This is a genomic window from Kitasatospora sp. NPDC059973, from assembly GCF_042737525.1.
Taxonomy (GTDB): Bacteria; Actinomycetota; Actinomycetes; order Streptomycetales; family Streptomycetaceae; genus Kitasatospora.
This window is the reverse complement of record NZ_JBHWUI010000177.1, coordinates 1-16,138: the sequence shown is the minus strand read 5'-3', so window position 1 is coordinate 16,138 and position 16,138 is coordinate 1. Positions and strand designations below refer to the sequence as shown.

The window sequence follows — 16,138 nt, the reverse complement described above, 5'->3', positions numbered from 1 at the left end:
GCGGCCCCGGAGAATCCGGGGCCGCCCTCGCCGTCTGCCGACTAGCTGAACGAGTCGCCGCAGGCGCAGGAGCCCGTGGCGTTCGGGTTGTCGATCGTGAAGCCCTGCTTCTCGATGGTGTCCACGAAGTCGACGGTGGCGCCGCCGAGGTACGGGGCACTCATCCGGTCGGTGACGACCTTGACACCGTTGAAGTCCTTGAGCACGTCGCCGTCGAGCGAGCGCTCGTCGAAGAACAGCTGGTAACGCAGGCCGGAGCAACCACCGGGCTGGACGGCGACGCGAAGCGCAAGGTCGTCGCGGCCCTCCTGCTCCAGCAGGCCCTTGACCTTGGCCGCGGCGGCATCGGTAAGGAGGATGCCACTCTCGACGGTGGTCTCGTCCTGGACGGTCATCTGCTTTCTCCCGGTCTTGACGACGGTCTGCCGCCAGTGCCAACCAACGGCCGTCCGGATTCATTTCCCGGACGGCGGTGTAATTTCGGCGACTTTCAGCGGCGGAATTTCGTGGGCCGGGTGTACCACCCGCTCCCCTACGCTCCCCATGCTCGCACAACCGGCGCGGCTCGGACACCGCCCCGACCGCGGATCCGGCGGAACCGGCCCCGGGCGACCGGTGCGACGGCCAGGATGGTGGGCATGATCCTGCGCCTGGTCCAGGACACCGCCGCCGACGCGGAGGCCGTCCAGCACATCGCCCGCGCCTCGTTCGCGCCGCTCGCCGACAGCGCCGGCCCGGCCCCGCAGGACGGGCCCCCGGTGGGCCGGCTGGCCAGGACCAGACACCTCGTCCGGACCGACCCGCAGGGCTGCTGGCTGGCGGAGAGCGACGGCGAACCGGTCGGCGCGGTGCTGTCGCTGCGCCGCGAGGGCCTCTGGATCCTGGCGCTGCTCGTGGTGCGGCCCGAGGCGCAGGGGCACGGCCTCGGCCGGCTGCTGCTGGAGCGGGCCGCCGCGTACGGGCGCGGCTGCCTGCGCGGGATGCTCTGCGTCCCGCCGTCCCCGGCGGCGGCCCGCCGGTACCGGCTCGCCGGGTTCACCCTGCACCCGGCGATGGCGCTGACCGGCCGGGTGGACCGGGCCGGGCTGCTCGACCCCGGTGACATCCCGGTGCACCCCGGCAACGCCAGCCACCGGCACCTGCTGGACTCGGTGGACCGCCGGCTGCGCGGCGCGGCGCACGGGCCGGACCACGAACTGATGCTGGGCCACTGCGAGGAGCTACTGATCGCCGACGCGCTGGCCGGCAGCGGCTACTGCTACCGCGACGGCGGCGAGGTGCGGCTGCTGGCCGCGACCTCGAAGCGGATCGCCGCCCGGCTGCTGCGCGAGGCGCTGGCGCGGGTGCCGGACGGCGTGGACGCCCACGTGGGGCACCTGACCGCCGAGCAGGAGTGGGCGCTGGACGTCGGCCTGGAGGTCGGGCTGAGCCCGCGGACCGTGGGCTTCCTGGGCCTGCGCGGGATGCGCCCGCCGGCGCCGTACCTGCCCGACGGCGCGCTGCTGTGACGCGACGGCCCCCCGCCGGTCGGCCGGCAGGGGGTCGGGGCGTTCGCGCGGTCGGCCGCGGGGGCTCAGACCATGGTGTCCAGGATCTCCCGGACCATCGCCATCGTGGTGCCCGGGTGCAGGAAGGCGAAGCGGGCGACCGTCTCGCCGTCCCAGCCGGTCGGGGTGACGAAGCCGATCTGGTCCGCGAGCAGCTGCTGCGACCAGCGGTAGTAGTCGTCGTTGGTCCAGCCCTTGCGGCGGAAGCAGACCGCCGAGAGCTGCGGGTCGAACAGCAGCTCCAGGTGCTCGGTGTCGCGGATCAGCCGCGCGGTGTCCCGGGCCAGGGTGAGGCCGGTCTCGATGGCATCGGTGTAGGCCTGGGTGCCGTGCACGGCCAGCGAGAACCAGAGCGGCAGGCCGCGGGCGCGCCGGGTCAGGTGGTAGGCGTAGTCGGTGGGGTTCCACTCGTCGCCCTCGGTGTGCAGCACGTCCAGGTAGGAGGCGTCCTGGGTGTGCACGGCGCGGGCGAGCTGCGGGTTGCGGTAGATCAGCGCGGCGCAGTCGAACGGGGCGAACAGCCACTTGTGCGGGTCCACCACGAAGGAGTCGGCGTGCTCGATGCCGTCGTAGCGGGCCCGGACGGAGGGGGCGAAGAGGCCCGCGCCGCCGTAGGCGCCGTCCACGTGGAACCAGAGGCCGCGCTCGCGGGCCACCTCGGAGAGGCCCTGGAGGTCGTCGATGATGCCCTCGTTGGTGGTGCCGGCCGTCCCGACGACGGCGATCACCGTCTCCGGGTTCGGGTCGGCGGCCAGGGCGGCGCGCAGCGCCTCGCCGGTGAAGCGGCGGTCGACGGTGGGGACCTTGAAGGCCTCCACGCCGATGATGTTGAAGGTGTTCTTGACCGAGGAGTGCACCTGGTCGGCGACGGCGATCCGCAGCCGGGCCTCCGGGCCGACACCGAGCCGGCGGCGGGCGGTGTCGCGGGCGACGACCAGCGCGGAGAGGTTGCCGGCCGAACCGCCGGAGACGAAGGTGCCGCCGGCCGACTCGGGCATCCCGGCCCGGTCCGCGATCAGGCGCAGCACCTGGTTCTCGGCGGCGATGGCGCCGGCCGCCTCCAGCCAGGAGATGCCCTGCAGCGAGGCGCAGGAGACGACCATGTCGAAGAGCAGCGCGGCCTTGGTCGGCGCGCACGGGATGAACGAGAGGTAGCGCGGGCTGTCGGCGGAGATCACCGCGCGGGAGAGCTCGTGGTCGTAGAGCTTCAGCACGTCGGCCGGGTTGTTGCCGTCCGCGTTGAGCAGACCGGCCAGCTGGGTGCGCAGGTGCTCGCCGTCACCGGGGTGGTCGAGCGGAACGGGGTCGTACTGCAGCCGCTCCCGCATGTAGTCGAAAACCAGGTCGACCAGCTCGTTGTCGGGCCGGTGCATGCGGTCGGGTGCTGCGGACACGGGGGTCCCTCTCGGCTGTGGGGGTGTCGGGGGAGGTCCGGCGGCGCGGGACGTCTCACCGCTCCGCCGGATGTGATCAGCCTAGGCAGCACCGTGCCCCCGCCGCGCGTCCGAACGCGGCTGGTCAGGCAGGATTCGAGCGTCTTGGCCGGGGCCCGCGCAGGATTCCTGCGCAGGCCGCCGGGCGGCCCCGGGGGGCGGCCGCGCCGGCCCCCGGAGGGAGCGGACTGGGCCGTTCGGATTCAGCCGATGAGCTGGGAGAGCACGACCGAGGAGCGGCTGCGCTGGACGCCGGGCTCCCGCCGGATCCGCTCGATCACGGCCTCCAGGTGCCGGGTGTCGGAGGCCCGCAGGTGGACCAGGGCGTCCGGGTCGCCGGTGACCGTCCAGGCCGCGACCACCTCGGGGAACTGGCGCAGGCTCGCCAGGATCTCCTCCGGGGCGGTCCGCTCCCGGCAGTACACCTCGACGAAGGCCTCGGTCTGCCAGCCGAGCACCGAGGGGTCGAGGACGACGGTGAAGCCGCGGACCACCCCGCGCGCCCGCAGCCGGTCGATCCGGCGGCGGACGGCGGTGGCGGAGAGGTTCACCTGCACGCCGATCTCGGCGTAGGAGGCCCGGCCGTCGCTGCCCAGCCGGGCGAGCAGGAGACGGTCGGTCTCGTCGAGGGTCGCCCCGACCGTCTCGTGTGCTCGACTGCTGGTCATCGGTGCGGGGCTCCACGGGTCGTACGGGGGTCGGCGGGACGGCGGCCGCCGAAACGGTTCTGCACCATTCTGGCGGATGACAGGACCGAGTCCACCGCTGGCAGATGACGGCTCGCGGACCGTTCTCAGTCCACCAGGAGCACGATCTTCCCCCGGGTGCGGCCCTCCGCGCTGAGCGCCTGGGCGGAGCCGGCCTGCGCGAGCGGGAAGGTGGAGGCGACGGTGACGGTGAGCCGCCCGTCGTCGGCGAGCGCAGCCAGCTCCGCCAGCCCGGCGGCGTCGGGGCGGACCCAGACGTAGTGGCCGCCGAGCGCCTTCACCCGGTAGTCCGTGACCGAGGCGATCCGGGACGGGTCCGCGACCAGGGCGGCCGAGACCTCGACGGCCCCGCCGCCGACCAGGTCGAGGGCGGCGTCCACCCCGCCGGGCGCCAGGGCCCGGACCCGCTCGGCCAGGCCCTCGCCGTGGGCCACCGGCTCGGCGCCGAGGCCGCGCAGGTAGTCGTGGTTGCGCTCGCCCGCGGTGCCGATCACCCGGGCCCCGAACGCCTTGGCGATCTGCACGGCCAGGTGGCCGACGCCGCCGGCCGCGGCGTGCACCAGCACGGTGTCGCCCGGGGCCACCCGCAGCGCCCGCAGGCCCTGGAGGGCGGTCAGGCCGGCCAGCGGCAGGCCGCCGCTTTGCGCCCAGTCCAGGGCCGCGGGCCGGCGGGCCAGCGTGCGGACGGGGGCGGCGACCAGCTCGGCGTAGGTCCCGTGCTCGACGGAGTCCTTGCGCACGTAGCCGTAGACCTCGTCGCCGGGGGCGAACTCGGTCACCCCGCCGCCGACCGCCCGGACCACCCCGGCCGCGTCCCAGCCCATCACCAGGGGGAAGTGGACGTCCAGCAGGCCGTCCAGGGCGCCGTCCCGGACCCTCCAGTCCACCGGGTTCACCCCGGCCGCCCTGACCTCCACCAGTACCGAGTCCGGCCCGACCTTGGGGTCCGGGAGGTCGGTGTACTCCACCACCTCGGGGCCGCCGTAGCGGCGGATCGCGATTGCCTTCATGGACCCAGCCAAACCCGGCCGGGCCCGGATACCGGTTCGGCCACGCCGAACCGCCCCCTATCGTGCTTCCGGCGCCACCGAACGGGCCCGAAGCGGGAAGCGGTTCTCGTCACATCGACAGAATGGCCATCGTCAGTCTGACGCTAAGCGGTTATCATAGATAGCGTCAGATAGACGAGAAGGCTGCACCGACTGATCGGCCGCACAGAAGGGCACCCGCCCGTGACCACCACCATCACCGAGACCTACGGCGTCGACCCCACTCCGACGCCGCTCGCTCTGCTGCTGCTCGGCCGTGAGGCCGACCCGAACAGCGAGCGCGGCGTCGAGTGCCCCGGCGACCTTCCCGCCGCCTCCGACCCGGACCTCGTCGCCCGTGCGCGGGCCGCGAAGGAGGCGCTCGGGGATCGCGTCTTCATCCTGGGCCACCACTACCAGCGCGACGAGGTGATCGAGTTCGCCGATGTCACCGGCGACTCCTTCAAGCTCGCGCGCGACGCGGCCGCCCGCCCGGAGGCCGAGTACATCGTCTTCTGCGGCGTGCACTTCATGGCCGAGTCCGCGGACATCCTCACCGGCGACGCCCAGCAGGTCGTCCTGCCGGACCTCGCGGCCGGCTGTTCGATGGCCGACATGGCCACCGCCGAGCAGGTCGCCGAGTGCTGGGACGTCCTGACCGACGCCGGCATAGCCGACGTCACCGTCCCGGTCTCGTACATGAACTCCTCCGCCGACATCAAGGCCTTCACCGGCAGGCACGGCGGCACCATCTGCACCTCGTCCAACGCGAAGCGGGCCCTGGAGTGGGCCTTCGAGCAGGGGCAGAAGGTGCTCTTCCTGCCCGACCAGCACCTGGGCCGCAACACCGCGGTGCGCGAGATGGGCTTCTCGCTGGACGACTGCGTGCTCTACAACCCGCACAAGCCCAACGGCGGCCTGACCGCCGAGCAGCTGCGGAACGCCAAGATGATCCTCTGGCGCGGCCACTGCTCGGTGCACGGCCGGTTCTCGCTGGACTCGGTCAACGACGTCCGCGAGCGCATCCCCGGCGTGACCGTGCTGGTGCACCCCGAGTGCAAGCACGAGGTCGTCGCGGCCGCCGACATGGTGGGCTCGACCGAGTACATCATCAAGGCGCTGGACGCCGCCGAGCCCGGCTCCAAGTGGGCCATCGGCACCGAGCTGAACCTGGTCCGCCGGCTCGCCAAGGCGCACCCGGACAAGGAGATCGTCTTCCTGGACCGGGCGGTCTGCTTCTGCTCCACGATGAACCGGATCGACCTGCCGCACCTGGTCTGGACACTGGAGTCGCTGGTCGAGGGCCGGGTGCCGAACGTGATCCGGGTCGACCCGGAGACCGAGAAGCACGCCAAGGCGGCGCTGGACCGGATGCTCGCCCTGCCGTAGCCACCGCACGCCGAAGGGCGGGCTCCTCCGCACTGGAGGAGCCCGCCCTTTCGTCTGGCGCGAGACGTCCGCTACTCGGGCAATCCGGGGATCAGGCCGTCACCCTCGGCCCGCAGCAGCTCCCTGACCTGGTCGATCGTCGAGTCGGCAGCCGGGAGGATCAGGTCGGAGGGCTCCAGCGAGGCGTCCGGCAGCGGGGTGCCGAACTCCTTGACGGCGCCCAGCAGCTCCCCGAGCGCTCGGCGGAAATGCTCTTCGTCCCCCGAGTCCAGTGCGGTGACGAGCTCGTCGTCCAGCTCGTTCAGCCGGTTCAGATGGGCGTCGCCCACCTCGAACTGGCCCTCCCCCATGACCCTCATGATCATGCCGTGCGTCTCCCTGGTTCGTGGGGTGAAGCTCAGGTCACTTGTTGTAGTTGATCCGCGGGGAGTCCGGCTGGGCGTCCTGCGGCTGTCCCTTGCCCGGCTCGATGGCCTGCGGACCGGAGGCCGGCGAGCCGCCCGTCAGCTCGGCCTTCATCCGGGCCAGCTCCAGCTCGACGTCCGAACCGCCGGCGACCCGCTCCAGCTCGGCCTCGATGTCGTCCTTGCGGCCGAGACCGCTGGCGTCGTCGAGCGCGCCGGAGGCCAGCAGCTCGTCGATCGCACCGGCCCGGGCCTGCATCTGGGCGGTCTTGTCCTCGGCCCGCTGGATCGCCAGACCGACGTCGCCCATCTCCTCCGAGATGCCGGAGAAGGACTCGGCGATCCGGGTCTGCGCCTGGGCCGCGGTGTAGGTGGCCTTGATCGTCTCCTTCTTGGTGCGGAAGGCGTCGACCTTGGCCTGCAGCCGCTGGGAGGCGAGCGTGAGCTTCTCCTCCTCGGCCTGGAGCTGCTGGTACTGCGTCTCCAGGTCGGTGATCTGGGACTGCATGTTCGACTTGCGGGTCAGGGCCTCGCGCGCGAGGTCCTCCCGGCCGAGCGAGAGGGCCTTGCGGCCCTGGTCCTCGTACTTGGCGGACTGCTGCTGCAGCTGGGTCAGCTGGAGCTCCAGGCGCTTGCGCGAGGTGGCCACGTCCGCGACACCGCGACGCACCTTCTGCAGCAGCTCAAGCTGCTTCTGGTACGAATAGTCGAGCGTCTCACGGGGATCCTCCGCCCGGTCCAAGGCCTTGTTCGCCTTGGAGCGGAAGATCAACCCCATACGCTTCATGATTCCGTCGCTCATGGGCCTCGGGTGCCCCCTTCTCCGGCCTGCGGTCTTAATCTCGTTACCAGACACGACGAGTGTATGTGCAGCGAGCCCTTCGCCGCAGTGCACCTGCCTGCAACAAGACTGCTACAGCGTCCCCCTCCCGGGCCTCATCCCCGGGGTGGATCCGCCCCTCATCCCACCCATCGTCCGAAGCGGTGATCCCCTACGGGAAGACCCCCGGAAACCCGGCCGGGGGCCCGGACCGGCGCGATCGATATGCGTTTGGGTCCGAGGACACCCGTGGAAGCGGTCGCGCACCCCGTACGCTGGGGGTGTGTTCCGACGCCGTTCAGATGATGCCGCTGCCTCCGCCGCCGTGCTGGAGAAGCAGGACGAGACGACCCAGACCCGCGATCCGCAGGCGAAGAAGGGCCGGCCGACGCCCAAGCGCAGTGAGGCCGAGGCCCACCGGCGGACCAGGGTGACCGTACCCAAGGACCGCAAGGAGGCCTCCCGCCAGGCGCGCGAGCGCATGCGCAGCGAGCGCGAGAAGCAGCGCACCGCGCTGCTGGAGGGCGACGAGCGGCACCTGCCGGCCCGTGACAAGGGCCCGGTGCGCAAGTTCACCCGCGACTACGTGGACGCCCGCTGGTCGCTGGCCGAGTTCTTCCTGCCCGCCGCCGTGGTCATCCTGGTGCTCAGCATCGTCAAGGTGCCGGCCCTCCAGCTGCTCTCCACCCTGCTCTTCCTGGCCTTCTTCGTGCTGGTGGTGCTGGACTTCGTCCGCCTCGGGTTCGGTCTGCGCAAGTCGCTCACCGAGCGGTTCGCGGGCCAGAACACCCGTGGCGCGGTCGCCTACGGCCTGATGCGCATCCTGCAGATGCGCCGGCTGCGCCTGCCCAAGCCGCAGGTGCGGCGCGGAGAGAAGCCCTGACCGCCGAACCGGTGGACTCCGGCTGGGCCCCTCCCTCCTGGGAGGGGCCCGGCCTGTACGCGCTTCCGGGCCAGGGTGACGGCGGCCACGACCGGCTCGCCCAGGAGCGCCGGCTGCCCTCGCGCAGCGGTTCCTTCGCCGGCGGCACCGGCCCGTGGCTGGACCGCCTCGGCAGCCTGCGCAACCTCGTCCGGCAGGAGCTGGTCGCCCGCCAGCTCGCCGAGCAGCTGACCGGCCGCGCCGAACAGCGCGTCCTCGACATCGGCTGCGGCCAGGGCACCCAGGCCCTGCGGCTGGCGCGGGACGGCCACTACGTCACCGGGATCGACTCCGACCCGGTCGCGCTCGGCGTCGCCCAGGGGGCGCTCGCCGAGGAGCCGCCCGAGGTCCGCGGCCGGATGCAGCTGCTCAGCGGCGACGGCCACCAGTGCGGGCGCTGGTTCGGGCCGCGCAGCTTCGACGTGGTGCTCTGCCACGGCGTCTTGATGTACCTGCCGGACCCGGATCCGATGATCGCCTCGCTGGCCCGGCTGCTGGCCCCGGGCGGACTGCTCTCGCTGCTGGTCCGCAACCGTGACGCGCTGGCCCTGCGGCCCGCCGCCGCCGGGGACTGGCGGGCCGCCCTGCACGCCTTCGAGAGCGACCGCTACTACAACCGGCTCGGGCTGGCCGCCCGGGCCGACCGGCTCGCCGACCTCGCCGTCACCCTCTCCGAGGTGTCCGTGCCGCTGCGGCACTGGTACGGCGTGCGGGTCTTCACCGACAGCGCGCCCGACGACGCGGCGCCGCCGGTGGACGGCCGGCAGCTGGCCCAGCTGCTGGAGGCCGAGGAGCGGGCCGGCCGCACCGACCCGTACCGGCAGGTCGCCGCGCTGCTGCACGTCTTCGGGGCCAAGTAGCGGCCGCTCCCGAAGGCGTGCGGGCGGGCTCAGGCCTCGTGCAGGCTCATCGAGTAGATCTCCCGGCCGTCATCGAGCAGGACCGCGGTGTCCACGCCGTCCTCGGCCAGCTGCTTCCAGCTCTCCCCGATCCAGGTCTCGGCGTCCCCCTGACCGGCGAACTCCTCCTCCTGGCCGCCGCTCGGGGCCACCACGGTGCCGTCCGCCTTCTCGTACCGCCACGTCCAGACCATGCCCGGTTCCTCCCACTGACGACCTGTGCGCTGCCTGCTGCGCGCACCTTAGCCTGCCCGGCCCGATCTTCCGTATGCCTGACCGGGGCCGCGTTGTCGGCCGGGTCGCGGCTCCCCGGCCGGCCGGGCCGGGCCCGCGCGGGGCGGGGCGCCACCGCCTTGGCAGGATGGACGGCATGGCAGCCCACCCCGCACTCCCCCGCACCCTGCTCCTCGGCGGCGCCCGCTCCGGAAAGTCCACCAGGGCCGAGCAGTTGCTCGCCCGGTACCCGGACGTGCTGTACGTGGCCACCGGCGGCGCCCGGGACGGTGACACCGAGTGGGCCCAGCGGGTGGCGCTGCACCGCGACCGGCGGCCGGCGAGCTGGCGCACCGCCGAGACCTGCGACCTGGCGGCGGTCCTGGCCGACAGCGCCGACCCGGCGCCGGTGCTGATCGACTGTCTGGCGCTCTGGCTGACCGCGGTGATGGACGAGTGCGGCGCCTGGGACGACGCGGTCTGGGCGGACGGCGGCGAGGCGGCCGTCCAGCGGCGCTGCGAGGAGCTCGCCCGGGCCTGGGCGGCGACCCGGCGCCCGGTGGTCGCGGTCAGCAACGAGGTGGGCATGGGCGTCGTCCCGGCCACCGCCTCGGGCCGCCGGTTCCGCGACACCCTGGGCCGGCTGAACATGGCGGTGGCCGACGCCTCGGAGCGTGTGCTGCTCGTCGTGGCGGGGCAGGTTCTGACGGTCAAGCCCGCCGCGGGCTGAACACCCGCGGCGTGTAGCCTTCCGATCGATGGACACGACCGTGGATCTCGATACGTTCTCCTCGCTCGTCGAGCGCCCCGACGAGAGCGCCCGGCGGGCCGCCGAAGAGCGCTGGCAGGCGCTGGACCGCCCGCGCGGCGGCCTCGGCCGGCTGGAGGAGCTGGGCAGTTGGCTGTCGTCCGTACAGGGCCGCTCCCCGGTGCGGCCGCTGTCGGCGCCCAAGGTGCTGCTGTTCGCCGCCGACCACGGGGTGGCGGCCCTCGGGGTGTCCCGGCTGCCCGCGCGGGGCGGCACGGCCGCCCGGGTGCGGGCGGTGCTGGACGGCACCGCGCCGGTCGCCCTGCTCGCCCGGCGCTTCGGCGCCGAGGTGCGGGTGGTGGACGTCGCGGTGGACGCGGACCCCTCCGACTTCCCGGACGAGGTCGTCGCGCACCGGGTGCGGCGCGGCTCCGGCCGGGTCGACGTCGAGGACGCGCTGAGCCCCGAGGAGACGGTCAAGGCCTTCCGGGCCGGGATGGCCGTCGCCGACGAGGAGGCCGACGCCGGGACGGACCTGATCGTCCTGGGTGACCTCGGGGTCGGCGCGACCACCGTGGCGGCCGTCCTGGTCGGCGCGCTCTGCGGCACCGACGCGGCCGCGGTGACCGGGCGCGGCTCGGGCGTCGACGACCGGGTGTGGATGGTCAAGTGCGCGACCGTCCGGGACTCGCTGCGGCGGGCCCGGCCGGTGCTGGGCGACCAGTTGGCGCTGCTCGGCGCCACCGGCGGTGCCGACTTCGCGGCGATCACCGGCTTCCTGCTGCAGGCCGCGGTCCGCAAGCTCCCGGTGGTGCTGGACGGTGTGGTCTCGGCGGCCTGCGCGCTGGTCGCGCAGCGGATCGCGTTCCGGGCGCCGGAGTGGTGGCGGGCCGGGCAGTCCACCGGCGAGCCGGCCCAGGCCAAGGCCTACGACCGGCTGACCCTGACGCCCCTGCAGGAGCAGGAGATCACCATGGGCGAGGGCGTCGGCGCGCTGATGGCGCTGCCGCTGCTGCAGGCCGCGGCGGACGCCCTGGCCGAGCACGCGCCCGCCCCGGCCACCCCGGCGGCCCCCAAGGAGCAGCCGAAGCTGCCCTCGGCCGCGGAGCTGCTCGGCCGGGTCTGACCACCCGGGGCCCGGACGGGGGCGGGTCGTCGCGGTGCGCGGCGCACCACGGTACGGATGCGAGGAACGGCGGGCCATGCAGGACGCTTCGGCACGGGAGCCGGCCCGGTGGGGTGAGGGGCTGCGGTTCGCGTTCGGCACGCTCTCCGTGCTGCGGGTGCGGGTCGAGCGGTGGGACCGCCCCACGGCGGGCCGGGCGATGACGGCGGCCCCGGTGGTCGGCCTCACGCTCGGGGCACTGGCCGCGGGCGCGGGAGCGCTGGTGGCCTGGCGCGCGGGCGGGCCGCTCGGCGCGGTGACCGCCGTCGGCGTACTGGCCGCGCTGACCCGGGGCCTGCATCTGGACGGCCTGGCCGACGTCGCCGACGGCCTGGGCAGCGGCAAACCGGCCGAGGACGCCCTGCGCATCATGAAGCAGTCCGACATCGGGCCGTTCGGCGTACTGACCCTGGTGCTGGTGCTGCTGGCCCAGATCGCCGCACTGGCCGGCCGGTTCGACGCGTCGCCGGCCGGCGGCGCGCTCGCGGTGCTCGCCTCGGCGACGGCCGCGCGGTGCGCACTCGGCTGGGGCTGCCTGCGCCCGGTGCCGGCCGCCCGGCCGGGCGGGCTCGGCGCGATGGTGGCCGGCACCGTGCCGCCGGCCGCGGCGGTGGCGGCGACGGCCGGCTCGGCGCTGCTGCTGGCCACCCTCGGCCTGCTCGACGGCTCGTCAGTCCTGCGGCTGCCGCTGGCCGTTGCGGTCGGCCTCGGCTGCTCCTGGCTGCTGCTGCGGCGCTGCGTACGCCGGTTCGACGGCATCACCGGGGACGTCCTCGGCGCGATGGCGGAGACCGCCGCGACCGGCACCCTGGTCACCCTCGCGCTGATGGGCTGAGACCCGCCGCCGGCCCCCGCTCCCGGCGTTGGGACACCGGGCGGCGCGTGATCCCAGCATGCGGACTACCATGCGTGGAGCACCGCAGCCCTGCACCGTCGCAGGTCCGGCCCGGCCGACGCGCGTCGAGGAGCCGGGGCTTCTGGTGTGTGCGGCCGCCGTGACCGGTGGACGCACGCGCCAGGGGCCCCGGACCCGGCCCGCTCCGGCGGGACGGCCCGCAGTGGCGGCCCCGGGCTGCGCCGGTGCGGCAGCCGTGCCGTGACCGGTGCCGTGGACCGCGATAGAACAGGACGCATTACGTGACTGCATTGTCTGTGAGCACCTCCTCCGCCGCCTCGCTGCGCGCGGACGCCGTGGTGATCGGTGTGGCGAAGGGCCCGAAGGGCATCGTGCTGGCGCCGGGCGCCGAGGCCGTGAGCGAGGCGTTCGAGGGCAAGCTGGCCGAGGTCCTCAGCACCCTGGGCGCGACCGGCGCCGAGGGCGAGGCCGTCAAGGTCCCCTCCCCCGCCGGCCTGAAGGCCGCGCTCGTGCTCGCGGTCGGCCTCGGCGAGGCCGCCGACGCCGGCTACGGCCTGGAGACGCTGCGCCGCGCCGCCGGTGTCGCCGCCCGCACCCTGGGCGGCAGCAAGAAGGCCGCGCTGGCCCTGCCGGCCGAGTCCGCCGACGAGGTCGAGGCGGTCGCGCTGGGCGGCCTGCTCGGCGCCTACTCCTTCGGCACCTACAAGGGCAACGGCAGCGCCAAGGAGCCGGTCGGCGAGCTCGTGCTGCTGACCGTCCGCAAGGGCAGCAAGGACGCCAAGGCCGCCGTCGAACGCGCCGTCGTCCTCGGCGAGGAGATGAACCGCGCCCGCGACCTGGTGAACACCGCGCCGAACGACCTGAACCCCAAGGGCTTCGCCGCGATCGCCCAGGCGGCCGGCAAGGAGCACGGCCTCAAGGTCGAGGTGCTGGACGAGAAGGCGCTGCTCAAGGGCGGCTTCGGCGGCCTGCTCGGCGTCGGCAACGGCTCGGCCAACCCGCCGCGGCTGGTGAAGGTGGCCTACACCCACCCGAAGGCCAAGGCGAGCCTGGCGTTCGTCGGCAAGGGCATCACCTACGACTCGGGCGGCATCTCGCTGAAGCCGGCCGGCCACAACGAGACCATGAAGTGCGACATGGCCGGCGCGGCCGCGGTGTTCGCCGCCGTCGTCTCCGCCAAGCGCCTGGGCCTCGCCGTCAACGTCACCGCCTGGCTGGCGCTGGCCGAGAACATGCCGTCGGGCACCGCCACCCGCCCGGGTGACGTGCTGCGCATGTACGGCGGCAAGACCGTCGAGGTGCTGAACACCGACGCCGAGGGCCGCCTGGTGCTGGCCGACGCCATCGTGCGCGCCGGCGAGGAGAACCCGGACGTGATCGTCGACGTGGCGACGCTGACCGGCGCGATGATGCTGGCGCTGGGCAGCCGCACCTTCGGCGTGATGGCCAACAACGACGAGCTGCGCGAGACCCTGCACACCGTCGCGGGCGAGGCCGGCGAGCAGTCCTGGCCGATGCCGCTGCCGGCCGAGCTGCGCAAGGGCATGACCGAGTCGACCATCGCCGACCTGGCGAACATGGGCGAGCGGATGGGCGGCGGCCTGGTGGCCGGCCTGTTCCTCAAGGAGTTCGTGGCCGAGGGCATCGACTGGGCCCACCTGGACATCGCCGGCCCCGCCTTCCACGAGGGCGCGCCGTTTGGCTACACCCCCAAGGGCGGCACCGCGAGCGCGGTGCGCACCCTGGTCCGCTTCGCCGAGCGGACCGCGGCGGGCGACAAGGCCTGATCCGGGCTTCGGACGGACGGGGTCCCGCGCACTCGCGCCGGACCCCGTCCGCGTTCCCGGGGCCGGCCCGCCCCCGGCGGGTGTCCGCCCGCCCGCGGCGCTGTTACCTGCGAGTAGAAGGCGGGGGCTCGTCCGCACCTCTGTTCGCTGCGGGCGAAACTTTGTTCCACAGTGCGGAACCGGGGGCGGGCCGGACCGCGCCAAAGGCCGCTCCCGCCGCTGTCAAGCCCGCGTTGAGCTGCGATGATGCCCTTCGGTCGGGGCTGTTCCCGCCCCTGTGACCGCCCTTTGGGACACCCCTGGGGTGGACCCGGACATCAGCTGCCGTGAACAAGTGCGAAGATGTATTTCCGGCACGACTGGGCGCCCCACAAAGGCTTCCGACCCACCGGACCGCGACCGGCCCGGCGACCCACCCCATTGCATGGAGGACGTGACGTGGCGAACGACGCCAGCACCGTTTTCGACGTAGTCATTCTCGGAGGCGGAAGCGGCGGTTACGCCGCGGCGCTCCGCGCCGCTCAGCTGGGTCTGAGCGTCGCCCTGGTCGAGAAGGGTGAGCTGGGCGGCACCTGCCTGCACCGCGGCTGCATCCCGACCAAGGCACTGCTGCACGCCGCCGAGATCGCGGACGAGACGAAGGAGGCCGCCGAGTTCGGCGTTCTGGCCACCTTCCAGGGCATCGACATCAACGGCGTCCACAAGTACAAGGACGACGTCATCGCCGGCCTGTACAAGGGCCTGCAGGGCCTGGTCGCCTCCCGCAAGGTGACCTTCATCCAGGGCGAGGGCAAGCTCTCCTCGCAGACCTCGGTGGACGTCAACGGCCAGCGCGTCGAGGGCCGTCACATCGTCCTCGCCACCGGCTCCGTGCCGAAGTCGCTGCCGGGCCTGACCATCGACGGCGACCGCGTGATCTCCTCGGACCACGCGCTCAAGCTCGACCGCATCCCGAAGTCCGCCGTGATCCTCGGCGGCGGCGTGATCGGCGTCGAGTTCGCCTCGGTCTGGAAGTCCTTCGGCGTCGACGTCACCATCGTCGAGGCGCTGCCGCACCTGGTCCCGCTGGAGGACGAGAACTCCTCCAAGCTGCTGGAGCGCGCGTTCCGCAAGCGCGGCATCAAGTTCGAGCTGAAGGCCCGCTTCTCCGGTGTCGAGTACACCGAGACCGGCGTGCGCGTCTCCACCGAGAACGGCAAGCAGATCGACGCCGACCTGCTGCTCGTGGCCATCGGCCGCGGCCCGGTCTCGGCCGGCCTCGGCTACGAGGAGAACGGCGTCGCGATGGACCGCGGCTACGTGCTCGTCGACGAGTACATGCGCACCAACGTGCCCACCATCTCCGCCGTCGGCGACCTCGTCCCGACCCTGCAGCTGGCCCACGTGGGCTTCGCCGAGGGCATCCTGGTCGCCGAGCGCGTGGCCGGCCTCAAGGCCGTGCCGATCGACTACGACGGCGTCCCGCGCGTGACCTACTCCAACCCCGAGGTGGCCTCCGTCGGCATCTCCGAGGCCAAGGCCGTCGAGCTGTACGGCAAGGAGAAGGTCGTCACCCTCAAGTACAACCTGGCCGGCAACGGCAAGAGCAAGATCCTGAAGACCGCCGGCGAGATCAAGCTCGTCCAGGTCAAGGACGGCGCCGTGGTCGGCGTCCACATGGTCGGCGCCCGGATGGGCGAGCAGGTCGGCGAGGCGCAGCTGATCTACAACTGGGAGGCTCTGCCGGCCGAGGTCGCGCAGCTCATCCACGCCCACCCGACCCAGTCCGAGGCCCTGGGCGAGGCGCACCTGGCGCTGGCCGGCAAGCCGCTGCACGCGCACGACTGATCACGCCCCACTCCCCCCATTCCAGTACGCAAGACTTGATAGGAGTCGCTGAAACCATGGCGGTCTCAGTAACACTGCCCGCGCTGGGCGAGAGCGTTTCCGAGGGCACCGTCACCCGTTGGCTGAAGGCCGAGGGTGAGCGTGTGGAGGTCGACGAGCCGCTGCTCGAGGTCTCCACCGACAAGGTCGACACCGAGATCCCGGCCCCGGCCTCGGGCATCCTGGCCTCGATCAAGGTCGGCGAGGACGAGACCGTCGAGGTCGGCGCCGAGCTGGCGGTCATCGACGACGGCTCCGGCGCGCCGGTCCCCGCCGCGGCCCCGGCCGCCGAGGCCGCTCCGGCCGCCGCCCCGGCCCCGGTCGCGGAGGCGCCCGCCGCCCCCGCCCCGGCCC

The 16,138-nt window shown here is 73.4% G+C and carries 17 protein-coding genes; 10 read left to right on the top strand and 7 right to left on the bottom strand.

Features of this window, described 5'->3' with window-relative positions; translation table 11 throughout:
* Positions 1-41: 41 nt before the first annotated feature.
* Positions 42-395 carry an iron-sulfur cluster insertion protein ErpA gene (gene erpA, locus ACFWA9_RS32835; protein WP_329487322.1) on the bottom strand — a complete coding sequence of 118 codons (354 nt, stop codon included), beginning with the start codon at positions 393-395 and terminating at the stop codon, positions 42-44.
* 243 nt (positions 396-638) lie between these two features.
* On the opposite strand from erpA, the gene ACFWA9_RS32830 reads away from it, so the two are divergent.
* Positions 639-1,508 (top strand): GNAT family N-acetyltransferase, encoded by an 870-nt coding sequence (locus ACFWA9_RS32830; protein WP_380392103.1) that lies wholly within the window; start codon positions 639-641, stop codon positions 1,506-1,508.
* Between the two features lie 65 nt (positions 1,509-1,573).
* Here ACFWA9_RS32830 and ACFWA9_RS32825 read toward each other — a convergent pair whose 3' ends face one another.
* The 3 genes from ACFWA9_RS32825 to ACFWA9_RS32815 all read right to left on the bottom strand — a co-directional run bounded on the left by ACFWA9_RS32825 (position 1,574) and on the right by ACFWA9_RS32815 (position 4,697).
* Positions 1,574-2,941 (bottom strand): pyridoxal phosphate-dependent decarboxylase family protein, encoded by a 1,368-nt coding sequence (locus ACFWA9_RS32825; RefSeq protein WP_380392100.1) that lies wholly within the window; start codon positions 2,939-2,941, stop codon positions 1,574-1,576.
* Between the two features lie 242 nt (positions 2,942-3,183).
* On the bottom strand, positions 3,184-3,648 hold the full coding sequence (locus tag ACFWA9_RS32820; protein WP_329487325.1) for an Lrp/AsnC family transcriptional regulator: 465 nt from the start codon (positions 3,646-3,648) through the stop codon (positions 3,184-3,186).
* 125 nt (positions 3,649-3,773) lie between these two features.
* Positions 3,774-4,697, bottom strand: a complete 924-nt coding sequence (locus ACFWA9_RS32815; protein WP_380392097.1) for an NADP-dependent oxidoreductase — start codon at positions 4,695-4,697, stop codon at positions 3,774-3,776.
* 222 nt (positions 4,698-4,919) lie between these two features.
* Here ACFWA9_RS32815 and nadA point away from each other — a divergent pair, with 222 nt between their 5' ends.
* Positions 4,920-6,104, top strand: a complete 1,185-nt coding sequence (gene nadA / locus ACFWA9_RS32810) for a quinolinate synthase NadA (RefSeq protein ID WP_380392095.1) — start codon at positions 4,920-4,922, stop codon at positions 6,102-6,104.
* Between the two features lie 71 nt (positions 6,105-6,175).
* Here the strand turns inward: nadA and ACFWA9_RS32805 are convergent, their stop codons facing one another.
* Positions 6,176-6,469 (bottom strand): hypothetical protein, encoded by a 294-nt coding sequence (locus tag ACFWA9_RS32805; protein WP_359834368.1) that lies wholly within the window; start codon positions 6,467-6,469, stop codon positions 6,176-6,178.
* A 37-nt stretch (positions 6,470-6,506) separates the two neighbouring features.
* The gene (locus tag ACFWA9_RS32800) at positions 6,507-7,295 is read right to left on the bottom strand and encodes a PspA/IM30 family protein (RefSeq protein ID WP_380392108.1); all 789 of its coding nucleotides are present in this window, start codon (positions 7,293-7,295) and stop codon (positions 6,507-6,509) included.
* A gap of 316 nt (positions 7,296-7,611) precedes the next feature.
* Between ACFWA9_RS32800 and ACFWA9_RS32795 the strand changes: the two genes are divergently transcribed.
* Positions 7,612-8,211 carry a DUF3043 domain-containing protein gene (locus tag ACFWA9_RS32795; protein WP_329487329.1) on the top strand — a complete coding sequence of 200 codons (600 nt, stop codon included), beginning with the start codon at positions 7,612-7,614 and terminating at the stop codon, positions 8,209-8,211.
* A gap of 158 nt (positions 8,212-8,369) precedes the next feature.
* The gene (locus ACFWA9_RS32790) at positions 8,370-9,110 is read left to right on the top strand and encodes a methyltransferase domain-containing protein (RefSeq protein ID WP_352287237.1); all 741 of its coding nucleotides are present in this window, start codon (positions 8,370-8,372) and stop codon (positions 9,108-9,110) included.
* Between the two features lie 29 nt (positions 9,111-9,139).
* Here ACFWA9_RS32790 and ACFWA9_RS32785 read toward each other — a convergent pair whose 3' ends face one another.
* Complete coding sequence (locus tag ACFWA9_RS32785) at positions 9,140-9,343, bottom strand: hypothetical protein (RefSeq protein WP_329487330.1); 204 nt, start codon at positions 9,341-9,343, stop codon at positions 9,140-9,142.
* A 176-nt stretch (positions 9,344-9,519) separates the two neighbouring features.
* Between ACFWA9_RS32785 and cobU the strand changes: the two genes are divergently transcribed.
* From cobU to ACFWA9_RS32755, 6 genes are all read left to right on the top strand, one after another.
* Positions 9,520-10,092, top strand: coding sequence for a bifunctional adenosylcobinamide kinase/adenosylcobinamide-phosphate guanylyltransferase (cobU, locus tag ACFWA9_RS32780; RefSeq protein WP_380392091.1), 573 nt, complete (start codon positions 9,520-9,522; stop codon positions 10,090-10,092).
* Positions 10,093-10,120: 28 nt separating this feature from the next.
* Complete coding sequence (locus tag ACFWA9_RS32775; protein ID WP_380392088.1) at positions 10,121-11,236, top strand: nicotinate-nucleotide--dimethylbenzimidazole phosphoribosyltransferase; 1,116 nt, start codon at positions 10,121-10,123, stop codon at positions 11,234-11,236.
* 76 nt (positions 11,237-11,312) lie between these two features.
* Positions 11,313-12,110 carry an adenosylcobinamide-GDP ribazoletransferase gene (locus ACFWA9_RS32770; protein WP_380392086.1) on the top strand — a complete coding sequence of 266 codons (798 nt, stop codon included), beginning with the start codon at positions 11,313-11,315 and terminating at the stop codon, positions 12,108-12,110.
* Between the two features lie 302 nt (positions 12,111-12,412).
* Complete coding sequence (locus ACFWA9_RS32765) at positions 12,413-13,918, top strand: leucyl aminopeptidase (protein ID WP_352287016.1); 1,506 nt, start codon at positions 12,413-12,415, stop codon at positions 13,916-13,918.
* A gap of 438 nt (positions 13,919-14,356) precedes the next feature.
* Entirely contained in the window at positions 14,357-15,745 is a 1,389-nt protein-coding gene (gene lpdA, locus ACFWA9_RS32760) for a dihydrolipoyl dehydrogenase (RefSeq protein ID WP_329487334.1), read from the top strand.
* A gap of 56 nt (positions 15,746-15,801) precedes the next feature.
* The coding region (locus ACFWA9_RS32755) for a biotin/lipoyl-containing protein (protein WP_380392081.1) at positions 15,802-16,138 on the top strand (337 nt) is incomplete at its 3' end.

Coding starts and splice junctions, on each gene's coding strand:
- ACFWA9_RS32820 (WP_329487325.1), bottom strand. CDS start 3,648: ATGACCAGCAGTCGAGCACACGAGACGGTCGGGGCGACCCTCGACGAG.
- ACFWA9_RS32815 (WP_380392097.1), bottom strand. CDS start 4,697: ATGAAGGCAATCGCGATCCGCCGCTACGGCGGCCCCGAGGTGGTGGAG.
- ACFWA9_RS32800 (WP_380392108.1), bottom strand. CDS start 7,295: ATGAAGCGTATGGGGTTGATCTTCCGCTCCAAGGCGAACAAGGCCTTG.
- ACFWA9_RS32830 (WP_380392103.1), top strand. CDS start 639: ATGATCCTGCGCCTGGTCCAGGACACCGCCGCCGACGCGGAGGCCGTC.
- erpA (WP_329487322.1), bottom strand. CDS start 395: ATGACCGTCCAGGACGAGACCACCGTCGAGAGTGGCATCCTCCTTACC.
- ACFWA9_RS32775 (WP_380392088.1), top strand. CDS start 10,121: ATGGACACGACCGTGGATCTCGATACGTTCTCCTCGCTCGTCGAGCGC.
- ACFWA9_RS32770 (WP_380392086.1), top strand. CDS start 11,313: ATGCAGGACGCTTCGGCACGGGAGCCGGCCCGGTGGGGTGAGGGGCTG.
- ACFWA9_RS32785 (WP_329487330.1), bottom strand. CDS start 9,343: ATGGTCTGGACGTGGCGGTACGAGAAGGCGGACGGCACCGTGGTGGCC.
- ACFWA9_RS32805 (WP_359834368.1), bottom strand. CDS start 6,469: ATGATCATGAGGGTCATGGGGGAGGGCCAGTTCGAGGTGGGCGACGCC.
- cobU (WP_380392091.1), top strand. CDS start 9,520: ATGGCAGCCCACCCCGCACTCCCCCGCACCCTGCTCCTCGGCGGCGCC.